Origin of the sequence: Chryseosolibacter indicum (genome assembly GCF_018598585.1) — a bacterium.
Lineage (GTDB): Bacteria > Bacteroidota > Bacteroidia > Cytophagales > Cyclobacteriaceae > Chryseosolibacter > Chryseosolibacter indicus.
In genome coordinates, this window is sequence record NZ_JAHESD010000095.1 from 1 (window position 1) to 12,902 (window position 12,902).

The 12,902-nt window shown below is 40.3% G+C and carries 10 protein-coding genes; 7 read left to right on the forward strand and 3 right to left on the reverse strand.

From position 1 onward, the window contains the following. The 3 genes from KK060_RS23340 to KK060_RS23350 form a co-directional block, all read right to left on the reverse strand. The coding region (locus KK060_RS23340) for an aldo/keto reductase (protein WP_254157439.1) at positions 1 to 974 on the reverse strand (974 nt) is incomplete at its 3' end. 65 nt (positions 975 to 1,039) lie between these two features. After that, positions 1,040 to 1,900 (reverse strand): helix-turn-helix domain-containing protein, encoded by an 861-nt coding sequence (locus tag KK060_RS23345; protein ID WP_254157442.1) that lies wholly within the window; start codon positions 1,898 to 1,900, stop codon positions 1,040 to 1,042. A gap of 360 nt (positions 1,901 to 2,260) precedes the next feature. Next, positions 2,261 to 4,378, reverse strand: coding sequence for a S9 family peptidase (locus KK060_RS23350; RefSeq protein ID WP_254157444.1), 2,118 nt, complete (start codon positions 4,376 to 4,378; stop codon positions 2,261 to 2,263). Between the two features lie 279 nt (positions 4,379 to 4,657). On the opposite strand from KK060_RS23350, the gene KK060_RS23355 reads away from it, so the two are divergent. The 7 genes from KK060_RS23355 to KK060_RS23385 all read left to right on the forward strand — a co-directional run bounded on the left by KK060_RS23355 (position 4,658) and on the right by KK060_RS23385 (position 12,901). Next, positions 4,658 to 7,129, forward strand: coding sequence for an FtsK/SpoIIIE family DNA translocase (locus KK060_RS23355; RefSeq protein ID WP_254157446.1), 2,472 nt, complete (start codon positions 4,658 to 4,660; stop codon positions 7,127 to 7,129). Between the two features lie 28 nt (positions 7,130 to 7,157). Beyond that, positions 7,158 to 7,799, forward strand: coding sequence for an outer membrane lipoprotein periplasmic chaperone LolA1 (gene lolA1 / locus KK060_RS23360; RefSeq protein ID WP_254157448.1), 642 nt, complete (start codon positions 7,158 to 7,160; stop codon positions 7,797 to 7,799). A 122-nt stretch (positions 7,800 to 7,921) separates the two neighbouring features. Continuing rightward, positions 7,922 to 8,743, forward strand: coding sequence for an orotidine-5'-phosphate decarboxylase (gene pyrF, locus KK060_RS23365; protein ID WP_254157450.1), 822 nt, complete (start codon positions 7,922 to 7,924; stop codon positions 8,741 to 8,743). Positions 8,744 to 8,808: 65 nt separating this feature from the next. Next, the gene (locus KK060_RS23370) at positions 8,809 to 10,095 is read left to right on the forward strand and encodes a DUF2851 family protein (protein ID WP_254157452.1); all 1,287 of its coding nucleotides are present in this window, start codon (positions 8,809 to 8,811) and stop codon (positions 10,093 to 10,095) included. After that, entirely contained in the window at positions 10,092 to 11,381 is a 1,290-nt protein-coding gene (locus tag KK060_RS23375; RefSeq protein ID WP_254157454.1) for a hypothetical protein, read from the forward strand. The genes KK060_RS23370 and KK060_RS23375 overlap by 4 nt, the downstream gene beginning before the upstream one ends. Positions 11,382 to 11,390: 9 nt before the next feature. Next, a complete protein-coding gene (locus KK060_RS23380) occupies positions 11,391 to 12,029 on the forward strand; it encodes an acetyltransferase (RefSeq protein ID WP_254157456.1) in 639 nt (212 codons plus the stop codon). A gap of 5 nt (positions 12,030 to 12,034) precedes the next feature. Beyond that, positions 12,035 to 12,901: a nucleoside phosphorylase gene (locus tag KK060_RS23385; protein ID WP_254157458.1), complete on the forward strand. Its 867-nt coding sequence runs from the start codon at positions 12,035 to 12,037 to the stop codon at positions 12,899 to 12,901. Position 12,902 lies beyond the last annotated feature (1 nt).

The window sequence follows — 12,902 nt, forward strand, 5'->3', positions numbered from 1 at the left end:
TTCATAAACTTTTCAGGATAACGCGTGCCAGCAACTGTGCCGGCAGGCATAATCGCTTCGATGGCTTGTAAGTCTTCCTGAGTAAGCCGCACCCTCTCTGATGCTATGTTTTCTTCAAGACGTTTTATGTGTTTGGTGCCGGGAATGGTAATGATATCGTCTCCCTGTGCCAGTACCCAGGCAATGGCCAGCTGCGATGGTGTGCATCCTTTTTCGTTGGCCAGTGACTTAATCTTTTCTACCAGTTCAAGATTTTTGTAAAAGTTTTCACCCTGGAAGCGCGGCATGTTCATGCGGTTGTCTTTAAGGTCTTCCGGCTTTTTGAATTCGCCTGTTAAAAAGCCACGACTCAACGGAGCATAGGCAACCAGTCCGATGCCGTAATCGCGAAGTGTAGGAAGTATTTCTTCTTCAATATCGCGACTCCATAAAGAGTATTCTATTTGCAGGGCTGCAACAGGATGAACTGCGGCAGCTTTTCGAATGGTAGTTGCTGATGCCTCAGAGAGGCCAATGTGGCGAATGATGCCTTTCTGAACAAGATCAGCAAGGGCGCCAATTGTTTCTTCAATAGGAATGTTTGGATCTACCCGTGCTGGTGTATAGAGATCGATATAATCTGTTTTAAGCCGCCGAAGGCTATAAACAATTGCATTGCGCAGGTAGTCGGGGTGGGTATTTACAGGGCCATGAGCCATGGTGCCGTTTGGTCCGGGTGCTAGTAACATACCTGTTTTTACCGAGAGAAAAGCTTTATCGCGTTTGCCGTTAATGGCCTGAGCAATTAACGTTTCGTTGTGCCCCATGAGATAATAATCGGCAGTGTCTAAAAAATTATGACCAAGTTCGAGTGCTCTTTCGATGGTAGCGATGGACTCTTTATCATTGCTTTGTCCGTAGGCGCCTGACATGCTCATACAACCTAAACCAACGGCTGAAACAAGCGGTCCGTTTTTTCCTAGTTTTCTGTTCATACATTAATTATTTATAGATGAACAAAGATCAGGCGAATGCCAGATCGAGGGCCGGACAAAACGTATTAGTTCCCTGACAAATCCTGGAAGAACATACCAATGGTCTTGCCCGTTACTTTTTTAAATAAACGGGAGAAGTATTCCGGATCGTTGAAGCCAAGTTCGTAAGCAAGTTCTTTTATCGATGAGCTTTCTGTATAGTAGAGGCGTCGACGTGCCTCCATAATGAGACGGTTAGTCATAAATTCTTTCGGCGAAAGCCCAGAGTAATGTTTAACGATGCTGTATAAACTGTTTGTGTTAAGCGCAAGTTGTTCAGCGATGTCTTTAATTGTTGGGTGATCAGTCAGGTTGTTTTCTACAAAGACTTTAAAGCTGATGTACTTGGAGAGCTTGTCATCCGCGGGATTTGTATCAGCGGAAAAGTAAGCTGTATTGATTTCTGTTAAAAGACTGTTAAGGTGTGCCAGGATAAGTTCGGGCTCAGTGTCCATGGTGCTCAATAGTCCGAGCAGTATTTCGAAGATAGATTTTAGCCTTGCCGCAGCGGATGATGTAAATTCAATTTTTTGATTGTTTAACGGATTGATGAGAAAGGGATATTGTTTGGGTAAGAGGGAAAGGCAATGCTCATCAAAGCCAAGTTTGTAATAGTCGCTACCATGTTTTGTAGTGGGTAACTGGTGAATTTGATGCGGCAGAATGAAAAGCATTTCGTTGTTCTTTATATCGAATTGCTGAAGGTCGACACCATGTTGTGTATGGCCATTGAGCATTAAGAGAAAGAAGTAATAAGGTTTGCGATGTGTAGTGGGGAAGTTAGTAACGCTTTCGCCTGACAGGTGGCCAAAGGTTGGAGATACAAGACGGATGGGTAGTTTGCTGTTTTGTGATAAGTGATTGAGTAAGGAATCGCTTTGTTGCATATACTAAGGTAATGAAAATAACAACGTACGGGATGAAGCGGTAGCGAGGAAGGTTTCAGGCGCTATTGTGTAGAAGAACCATTTTTTGAAATGGAAATGAAACAGATTCCTTCGTTTATACACTACTCGTATCTCCCATTATTAGTGTTGTCGGATTTCTGCCAGAAATGTTTCAGATCCTAGCCTTTGTTATCAATAATTTTTAAGTGCATTATCAGTGCTGTATTTAGATGGACAAAATCAGACTATTTAATAAAGAAAAGCAGTGAAGTTATTTGCGCCTATGCGGTAAGAATAAAAACAGGAAGGCGCAGCCTTTGTGGGGCTGCACCTTCCTGTTATTGCATTATATCTTATATATTATTGTGTTATACCAGCGAGATCAAGAATGAATGCGTATTCCTGTGCTATTTCTTTGTACACTTTAAAACGCCCTGTAGTGCCACCATGGCCTGTTTCCATGTTGGTGCGCAGCAATAAGGTGTTGTTGTCTGTTTTCATTTCTCTGAGCTTTGCAACCCATTTTGCAGGTTCCCAGTATTGCACCTGTGAATCATGAAGGCCTGTAGTTACTAGCATGTTGGGGTAGTTCTGAGCTTTCACCTGGTCGTATGGTGAATACTCGAGCATATACATATAAGACTCAAGTACGTCAGGGTTGCCCCATTCGTCAAATTCACCTGTAGTTAATGGTATTGACTCATCAAGCATGGTGGTTACCACATCTACAAAAGGTACTTTAGCTACAACGCCTTTATATAAATCAGGACGCATGTTTACAACGGCACCCATAAGCAAACCACCTGCGCTTCCGCCCGTTGCATATAGTTTCTCTGGTTTGGTATAGTTCTGTTCTATCAGGTACTCAGTACAATCAATAAAATCTGTAAAGGTGTTCTTTTTCTTAAACATCTTTCCGTCTTCATACCACTGCCTTCCCATTTCCTGGCCGCCGCGTATATGCGCTATGGCAAAAATAAATCCGCGGTCGAGGAGGCTCAATCTTGTTAATGAAAAATAAGGATCGTTGCTTGACCCATAAGATCCATAGCCAGTAATGAGCGTGGGGTTGTTGCCGTCTTTTTTAATCCCCTTTTTGTAAACAATAGACATCGGTACTTTGGTGCCATCGGCTGCAGTTGCCCAAAGTCTTTCCGTTTGATAATTCTCCGGATTATATCCACCTACGATCTCCTGTTGCTTTAAAAGCTTTTTCTCTTTGGTGCGCATGTTGTAATCGTACGTAGAGTTAGGAGTTGTAAGAGATGTGTAGCCATATCTGATTAATTCAGTGTCGAAATCAACATTTACAGAAGGACTAATGGTATAAGCAGGCTCACCGAAATTTAAATAATGCTCAGCGCCGGTTTTTTGATCTATAATGCGCATGAGCTCGTTGGCTTGTGCACGCTCAGTCAATACCAGGTAATCCTTAAATATTTCAATACCTGTAAGCAGGGTGTCCTTACGGTGAGGGATAGTTTCTTTCCAGTTCTCCTTTGATGTTTTTGTTTCAGGCGTTTCCATTAACCTGAAGTTCTGCGCATCCAGGTTGGTTACTATGTAGAACTTATCTCGGTAGTGATCTATGGAGTATTCTATACCCCGTTCTCTCGGGCTAAATTCTCTGAATTTTCCTTCCGGCGTGCTGGCATCAAGAATCTGATAGTGGTTAGTAAGTGTACTACCAGACCAAATAATGAGATACTTTTTTGATTTTGTCTTGCTAATGCCTGCATAGAAAGTTTCATCATTCTCAGTATAGATCAAAGGATCTTTTGAGGGATCAGTGTTGAGCTTATGCCTGTAAATGCTTTTGCTTCTCAACGTAACAGAATCCTTCATGGTGTAGAAGAATGTTTTGTTATCGTTAGCCCACGTAACATACCCTTCTGTGTTTGGTACCGGTTGGTCAACTATCTTACCGGATTTTAAATCTTTAATATAAATAGTATATCGTCTTCTGCTGACTGTATCAACACCATATGCAAGCAGGTTGTTATCCTCACTTACGTTTAGGCCCTGTACCTGGCAATAGTCGTGACCTGTGGCAAGGTCATTTACGTTAAGCATAACTTCTTCAGTGGCATTCATGTCGCCCTTCTTTCTACAGTAGATCGGATACTCCTTACCTTCTTCATAACGCTGATAATACCAGTATCCATTCTCTTTATAGGGAACTGACTCATCCGTTTGTTTAATGCGTCCTACAATTTCATTATAAAGCTTATCCTGCAAAGGTTCGGTATGCTTCATCTTTGCTTTCAGGTACTCATTTTCCGCATCCAGGTAGTTGATTACCTTGGTAGTTTGCTCATCCTTTTGTTCTGCATTTTTCTGTGCATCGGAAAGCTTCATCCAATAGTAATTGTCATTTCTCTTATTGCCATGAGCCGTTAACTCGTGTGGGATTTTCTCAGGTTTTGGTGGCTGAATATTATCTGCTACCTCTTCCTGCCTGGTGGAAGAACAGTTCATAACTAGGGACGCAATTAGTAATAAGGTTAAAACTTGGGTTAGATTTTTCATTTTTGGAAAAATTACAAGGAGTAAAGTATAATTAAATAGGGGTAAAATCAAAGAATATCTTATGCTGCACGTTAGCATAAATGATTAGTGACATTGGAAGCTTTTTTGCAGAGTAGTAAAAAAATGCCTATTCAATAGAAGTTATGTCAATCAATTTTCGAGGTGAAACTATAGTACGTTTAAGGCGTACCGTTTCAATGTTTTTAATTAGTTTTGCGGATTAAGGAAATGGCACAAAACACCTACAAGTCAAATACCTTTAAAAAGTCTGAGAAAGAGAAGAAGGGTAAGTCATCGAAGAAGAAGTTCAATTTTGAATTCTTTAAAGATCCGCGTTTTAAATTAGCATTAGGTATATTCCTGCTTACAACCAGCTTGTATCTGTTTCTCGCTTTGTTATCGTATCTGTTTACAGGTAAGGCAGATCATAGTGTGGTAGAGGATCTTACAAATACACCGATACTGGAGTCGGGTAAGGAAATCGAGAACTGGCTGGGTATGTACGGAGCCATCACCTCGCATTACTTCATATTCCGGTGGTTTGGTATTGCCGCTTTTTTTATTCCTCCGTTATTATTTCTGATAGGGTTTTATATAGTTTTTAAGCGCCAACTGCTTGGGGTATTTGCCTTTACAATCTTTGCTGTATTCTCCGGCCTCTGGCTTTGCCTGTTATTAGGTTATATGACGCTAAAGAATGATGGGGTAAGCGAATGGAGTTTTTTGGGTGGGGGACTTGGCTACCAGCTTGCTATTTTAAGTGATGGTTTGTTCGGCTGGGGTACATTTTTGATCCTGATACTGGCGCTTTTCATCTTTATCATATTCTTCTTCAATATTACCTCAATTCCTGCCTTCCAGGTAAAGAACCCTAAACCTATGGGTTCGGATGCTATTGTTAATGAAGATTCGGAAGAAGAGCCGGAAGAAGAGCCCTTGGTATCTTCTTATACTGATGACAAAGACAACTGGCCCGAAAAAACAAAAGCTGATAAACCAGCAGAACCCGTTGTACTAGTAAAACAGCCTGCAGCGGCTGAAGTTTTGCCAAAGGCACAAGAACTTAAGCTGGAAGTAGAGAAGCCCGCGCCGCCAAAGAAAGTAGAAGAACCTGTATTTACAGTAGAAGAACCGGTGGAGACGGATAAGCTTGCTGAGCAGCTTGTACAGGAGCAGGGTGACTATGATCCTACATTGGAATTGAGCAGCTATAAGTTTCCGACGCTTGATCTTTTAAACGAGTATGATGCTGCCAGGGCGGGTGTTACCCAGGAAGAGCTTAACCAGAATAAAGATAAAATCGTTGCTACCCTGGTTAATTTTAAAATAGGCATTCAGAGTATTAAAGCTACCATTGGCCCTACAGTAACATTATATGAAATTGTACCTGATGCTGGTATTAAGATATCAAGAATTAAAAACCTGGAAGATGACATAGCCCTTAGCTTGTCAGCGCTTGGTATTCGTATTATAGCACCTATACCAGGAAAGGGAACTATTGGTATTGAAGTGCCGAACAAGAATAGGGAGATGGTTAGTATCAGGTCTATGCTTGGTACACAGGCGTTTGCAAAAACAGATAAGGAATTGCCTGTGGCTTTGGGTAAGACAATTTCGAATGAAGCGCTTGTAATTGATTTAGCCAAAATGCCTCACCTTCTGGTAGCGGGAGCAACAGGACAGGGTAAATCAGTAGGGCTAAATGTTATCCTCACCTCGTTATTATATAAGAGACATCCGTCGCAACTGAAGTTTGTACTGGTTGATCCTAAGAAAGTTGAGATGTCAATCTACTCAAAAGTAGAGCGACATTTTCTGGCGAAGCTGCCGAATAGCGAAGAGGCTATCATTACTGATACAAGAAAAGTAGTTCATACGTTGAATTCACTTTGTATCGAGATGGAAAACCGGTATGAGATCCTGAAGGATGCAGGGGCTCGAAATCTGAAAGAGTATAACGCGAAATTTATAGCACGAAAGCTGAATCCAAAAGAAGGTCATAGGTTCCTTCCTTACATTGTGCTGGTTATTGATGAGTTAGCTGACTTAATGATGACTGCTGGCAAAGAGGTAGAAACGCCTATTGCAAGGTTGGCACAGTTAGCCCGTGCTATTGGTATTCACCTGGTGGTGGCTACGCAGCGCCCTTCAGTAAACGTTATTACTGGTGTTATCAAAGCGAACTTTCCTGCGCGTTTATCCTTCAGGGTAACTTCGAAAGTAGACTCAAGAACAATTCTGGATACTGGTGGTGCAGATCAATTAGTAGGACAGGGGGATATGCTCTTATCCTCTGGTTCTGATATGATTCGTATTCAATGTCCTTTTGTTGATACACCTGAGATCGAAAAGATCGTGGAATATATTGGTTCGCAGCGTGGTTATGACACTGCGTACATGCTACCAGAGTTTGAAGGTGAAGATGAGGGAGGTGTAAGTGCTGTTGATCTTTCGGACAGGGATTCTCTTTTTGAAGATGCAGCAAGACTAATAGTAGGGCATCAGCAGGGTAGTACATCTTTAATTCAGCGTAAGCTTAAGTTAGGGTATAATAGAGCAGGCCGATTGATAGATCAGCTTGAAGCTGCCGGCATTGTAGGTGCTTTTGAAGGAAGTAAGGCAAGGGAGGTGCTTATTAAGGATGAAATTAGTTTGGAACAATTATTGAATGAGCTTCGTGAAAAACATAGTCAGTCTTAAATTCGCACCTAAATTGTAAAACGAATAAATGAAAAAGTCGATTCTAGCTGTTATTCTACTAACTTTTGTTAAAGTAACGTTTGCTCAGTACGATCCAAAAGCACTTGAAATTCTGGATGCTATGAGCAAAAAGTATAAAAGCATACCTGCCTTTGAAGCGAATATCTCTTATACTTTAACCAATGAGACAGAGAAAATTAATGAAGAGTTTAAAGGTAAAATAACCGTTAAAGGTGATAAGTATAAATTGGTTCTGCCTGAGCAGGAGGTGATTAACAATGGAGCAACCCTTTGGACTTACCTGCCGGAAGCGAAGGAAGTGAACATTGATAATTATGATCCTAATTCAGATGATCTGAACCCATCTAAGTTCTATGAGATTTACAAGAAAGGTTTTAAGTACCTCTTTCTTGAGGAAAAAACCGAAGGCGGTGTTTTGTGCGAAGTAGTTGACCTGGTGCCTGAAAAGAAGGATGCTCAGTATTTTAAAGTAAGAATGAACATTGCCAAAAAAGATAAGAGCATTCAAAGCTGGACAATGTTTGATAAGGGAGGAAATAAATATAAGTACTCCATTACTAAATTCACACCTAGTCCTTCAGTATCGGATGGTATGTTTACTTTCGATCCTAAGAAATATCCTGGTGTAGAGGTAATTGATTTGCGATAAGTTCGTTGTAATAATACATTACGAAAACGGCTACCTGAGAAGGTGGCCGTTTCTGTTTCTGTACTTTGTTAATTTTTACAACTAATTTAGGGCGCGTTAAAAGATTTAATATCTCTACTTCAATGACTTCCAGCCAGCTATTTGAACAGATCAGAAAAAAGAAATCATATCTATGCGTTGGGCTTGATACTGATATTACTAAAATTCCCAAGCACCTTTTGTCTTCTGATGATCCTGTATTCGAATTTAATAAACAGATAATAGATGCAACACACGCTTATTGTGTTGCTTATAAGCCTAACATCGCTTTTTATGAAGCGCTAGGGCCTAAAGGATGGGAGTCTCTTCAAAAAACACTTAACTATATACCAAAAGATATTTTTACAATAGCCGATGCTAAACGAGGCGATATAGGCAACACTTCTGCTCTATATGCTAGAGCTTTCTTTGAACAAATGAATTTTGATTCAATTACAGTGGCACCGTATATGGGAGAAGACTCAGTGAAGCCGTTCCTGCAATTCCAGAATAAGTGGGTAATACTACTGGCGCACACTTCAAATTCTGGTAGTGCAGATTTTCAATTAATAGAGTCGAAGGTTACGGGAAGAAAACTGTATGAAGAAGTTCTGTTGAAGTCGCAGGAGTGGGGTACGAAAGATCAGATAATGTATGTAGTTGGAGCAACACAGTCAGAAAAGTTTAAAGAGATCAGGGATATCGCTCCTGAGCATTTCTTCCTGGTGCCAGGATATGGTGTGCAAGGGGGTGATCTGCAGACAGTATCAAAATATGGAATGAATAGGACCTGTGGGTTACTTGTTAATGCAGCACGGTCTATTATCTATGCATCAAATGATCATGATTTCGCCTCCGCAGCAAAGAAGGAAAGTATTAGCGTGCAACAACAGATGGAACAGTATCTGGACCTTTATCTGAAGTAATGGGTAGTAAGCATTGATTTTGTTTTTTAAATGACGTAAATAGTAAACTTCCTAAAGTCAAAACGATGCAGGAGTCTTTACTACATTATATCTGGCAATTCCAATACTTCAACCGTAGCAACTTACAGACAACAGGGGGAGAAGATCTTGTAGTATTTAACCCTGGTTATCGCAACACTAACGCTGGCCCTGATTTTTCAAATGCACGAATCCGTATAGGTAATATAGAATGGATTGGTAATGTAGAAATTCACTTTCATTCATCCGGATGGTATGATCATAACCATGATACAGATCCTGCTTATGACAACGTGATACTGCATGTAGTATGGGCTGAAGATAAGCCTGTAAACAGAAGAGATAACAGTAACCTTCATACCCTTGAACTTCGGGGAAGAGTAGATGACGCCTTGATGTTGCGTTATAATAACCTCTTTAGAAATCCTGAAGCTATTCCCTGCGCAGCAACCATCATGAGCGTGAGTGATATTACACGACTTTCTATGTTTGAAAAGGCGGTGATGAGCAGGTTGGAAAATAAAGCAATGGGTATTCTGGCGGCACTGCGGGTAAATAACAATGATTGGGAAGAAACATGCTACCAGTTTCTATGTAAAAACTTTGGATTTAAAGTGAATGCAGATGCATTTCACGCATTATCTAAGGGGCTACCATATAAAGTAATCTTAAAACACGCGGATAAATCATCTCAGGTAGAAGGATTGCTTTTTGGTCAGGCAGGATTTTTAGAAGAAGAAATGGAAGACGCTTACTTCCTCGAATTAAAAAGGGAGTACAAGTTGCTGTCGCAGAAGTTCTCGCTGCAGGATCATAAAATGAATAAGTCACAATGGAAGTTTCTCAGACTAAGACCTGCTAATTTTCCTACGATCAGGTTGGCTCAATTGGCAGCACTTATTGTTACTGAGAAGAATATATGCTCAAAGATTCTGGAAGCCACATCTTACAAGGCACTCGTTGAATTGTTTTCAGCGGAGCAGTCCTCCTATTGGAAACACCACTATTTGTTCGGGCAAAAGCTGGAGTCTACCATATCGTCAATAGGCAAAGCAAGCATCGATAATCTAATCATAAATACTGCAGTGCCCTTGTTAGTTGCCTATGGTAAGGCACATGATGACCAACATTTTATTGACAGGGCTGTTGATATTCTTCAATACATTCCTGCGGAGGAAAATATGATTACCAGAAACTGGAGTTCGTTAGGCATCAGATGTAAGACTTCTTTTGATACACAAGCTGCAATAGAACTCTACAATAATTTTTGTCTGCGGAAAAGATGCTTAGAGTGTAATATAGGCGCATCCATTATAAGACCCTCCTTGGCATGAGTGTGTTTCTATATTTGCTTCATATTATATTTATCGTTGGCATACTTTGGAGGTTATCAGCAAGAGAAGACAAGCAACTTAAGTTCTTCTATTTATCCGCTGCCTCTTTTAAAATTGCCTGCGGTATTATGCTGGGAGTAATTTACCATCACTACTATGCAACAGGAGATACTCTAATTTACTTTCATGAAGCTAATACCCTGGTAGGAATTGCAAAGAATGATGCGGGGGCTTTTGTAGAATTTCTTTTAACGAATACAGTGAATGGTAATAAGCTTGCTTTGGAAATTACGGAAGCTCGGGCAGTGCTATTCATTAAGTTTGTTGCTTTGATTAATCTTGCCACCTCCGGTAACTACTGGATAACAACTGCATACTTTTCTTTGATCTCATTCTTTGCATCCTGGTATCTTGTTAAAAAGATTATCCAATATAAGCCTGGTTTAAAAAAAGCGGCACTACTTGCTTTTGCCTTTTTGCCGTCAGCTGTTTTCTGGAGTTCGGGTATTATTAAAGAAAGCCTTGCAGCAGCTTCTCTTTTTTATCTCACGGCCTTGTTTATTGAGTTTTGGGATAGAGGTAAAATAGGTCTTTATAAATTGATAAGTGTTGTTCCTGCAGTTTGGATCTTGTGGGGGCTCAAGTATTACTTTCTTGGCATTTTTGTGCCTGTTGTTTTTACAAACATATTGTTTAAAACACTTTTTTACCGGCTTCTGGAAGAAAGGAGTCTTTTACTAAAGGCTGTTACATGGGTAGGTATTTTTGTACTGCCACTAGTGGCTATAACATTTATCCACCCTAATCTTTATATGGATCGTGTATTGGAGGTGATCGTGAGTAATCAGGACGCCTATAACTCGATATCGTTACCAGAAGATAAAGTACAATTTAACGATCTTAAGCCAACGCTTAGCAGCTTTATTGTAAATGTACCTTTGGCACTTTTTTCGGGTATCTATCGTCCAGTTATTATTGAAGCAGGGAATGTGTTTCAATTTATTTCTTCTGTCGAAAATCTGATGCTGCTTATTCTGACACTGTCGGCAATAAAGAACATTCATCTGCTCTTTCATTCAAAAGACAATATTCTATTGCTATCAATCGTAGTTTATGTTGTTCTGTTATGTATCCTGATAACTTTGTCGACTCCCAATTTCGGGACATTATCAAGATACAGGGTAGGATATCTTCCTTATTTTGTCTTTCTTGTTTCGCTTAATAATCCTTTAATATCATTTATAACGTCAATGAGATGTCTTGCCCAGAAACAAGTGGCAAAGTAATTTTGAAACATGGAAAACCCGGTAATAATTTTTGGCGCTAACTATTTAGGAAGAGCCGCAAAAGAGATTTTTGAACGCAATGGAAATGTGGTTTACTGTTTCCTTGATGATAATAAGTCTCTGCATTCTACTGAAATTGATAATGTATCAGTTCTTGGAAGTACAGATGATGATGGCTACCTGAAGCTTATTGGTAAAAAGTGCGAGGCCTTTGTGGCAATAGACGATAATAAGTTACGGAAGAACATTGTAAAGATGATACAAGAGGTGCGTCACGTACAGCCTGTTAATGCAATTCATCCTTCAGCAATACTTGCTTCGTCTGCCAGCGTGGGACATGGCAATTTTATTGATGTAGGTACTTCCGTAGGAGCAGGTGCTGAAATCGCGAACCAATGCCTGATAAATGCAAACGTTGTGATAGGTGCTGAAGCCAAAGTTGCGGATCATGTGCAGATAGGAGCGGGAAGTATCATTAACGCAGGTGTGGTAATAGAAGAGGAAGCATTTATAGGTTCAGGTGTTATCATTGTTTCAGGTATCACTATTGGTAAAGGAGCACGTGTGGGAGCAGGTTCTGTAGTTGTGTCAGCAGTTAAAGCAGGAGAAACTGTGTTTGGAAACCCTGCCCAAAAAATTAATGCTTAGTGTTGATGTCCGGTAAGATTTCTGATACTGATCTTATACTTAATCCCGATGGTAGTGTATACCATCTGAATCTCTTGCCTAAGCATATTTCAGATACGATCATTACGGTAGGTGACCCTAACAGAGTATATCGCGTAAGCCAGCATTTTGATGAGGTGGAGTTTGAAATGAACAAGCGCGAATTCATCACGCATGTTGGTGTTTACAACGGTAAGCGGATAACCGTTATAAGTTCTGGTATAGGGACAGATAATGTTGAAATATTATTGACAGAACTAGATGCCCTCGCGAATATTGACCTTAAGACGCGTGAAATCAAAGCAAAGAGAAAGAAGTTGAAGATCATTCGTATTGGTACCTCAGGTAGTTTACAGGAAGACATTGCTGTCGGAAGCCATCTGGCGAGTGATTATGCCGTAGGGTTTGATAATCTTATGGAGTTTTATGAACTTGACTCTGATGAATTTGAAAAAGAGATTGGCAAAGACATTAAGGAAACTATTGGGCTATCTTTTAATCCTTATGTAGTAAGAGGTTCTGACGTGCTAAGAAAGCAACTCTGTAGCGATATGATCATTGGCAACACAGTTACATGTCCGGGTTTTTACGCGCCGCAGGGGAGAGTACTAAGAACCCCGGTAAAGTATGCACGGTTGCTCGAAAGCCTTACTTTTTATCATAATAAAACCAGCGATTTTTGGCTTACCAACTTTGAAATGGAAACTGCCGGTTATTATGCGCTAGGAAAGTTGTTGGGGCACGAAATACTCAGTGTCAATGCTATTATTGCAAACCGCATAAAAAACAAGTTCGCAACCGATCCGAACCAGGTGGTCGACAGTCTGATTTTAAAAATTCTGGAAAGGATTTAAA

Bases quoted from the DNA above. Each gene is read 5' to 3' on its own strand.
- KK060_RS23380 (WP_254157456.1), top strand. From the start codon at position 11,391: ATGGAAAACCCGGTAATAATTTTTGGCGCTAACTATTTAGGAAGAGCC.
- KK060_RS23385 (WP_254157458.1), top strand. From the start codon at position 12,035: ATGTCCGGTAAGATTTCTGATACTGATCTTATACTTAATCCCGATGGT.
- KK060_RS23350 (WP_254157444.1), bottom strand. From the start codon at position 4,378: ATGAACTGTTCTTCCACCAGGCAGGAAGAGGTAGCAGATAATATTCAG.
- KK060_RS23375 (WP_254157454.1), top strand. From the start codon at position 10,092: ATGAGTGTGTTTCTATATTTGCTTCATATTATATTTATCGTTGGCATA.
- KK060_RS23355 (WP_254157446.1), top strand. From the start codon at position 4,658: ATGGCACAAAACACCTACAAGTCAAATACCTTTAAAAAGTCTGAGAAA.
- KK060_RS23370 (WP_254157452.1), top strand. From the start codon at position 8,809: ATGCAGGAGTCTTTACTACATTATATCTGGCAATTCCAATACTTCAAC.
- KK060_RS23345 (WP_254157442.1), bottom strand. From the start codon at position 1,900: ATGCAACAAAGCGATTCCTTACTCAATCACTTATCACAAAACAGCAAA.
- lolA1 (WP_254157448.1), top strand. From the start codon at position 7,158: ATGAAAAAGTCGATTCTAGCTGTTATTCTACTAACTTTTGTTAAAGTA.
- pyrF (WP_254157450.1), top strand. From the start codon at position 7,922: ATGACTTCCAGCCAGCTATTTGAACAGATCAGAAAAAAGAAATCATAT.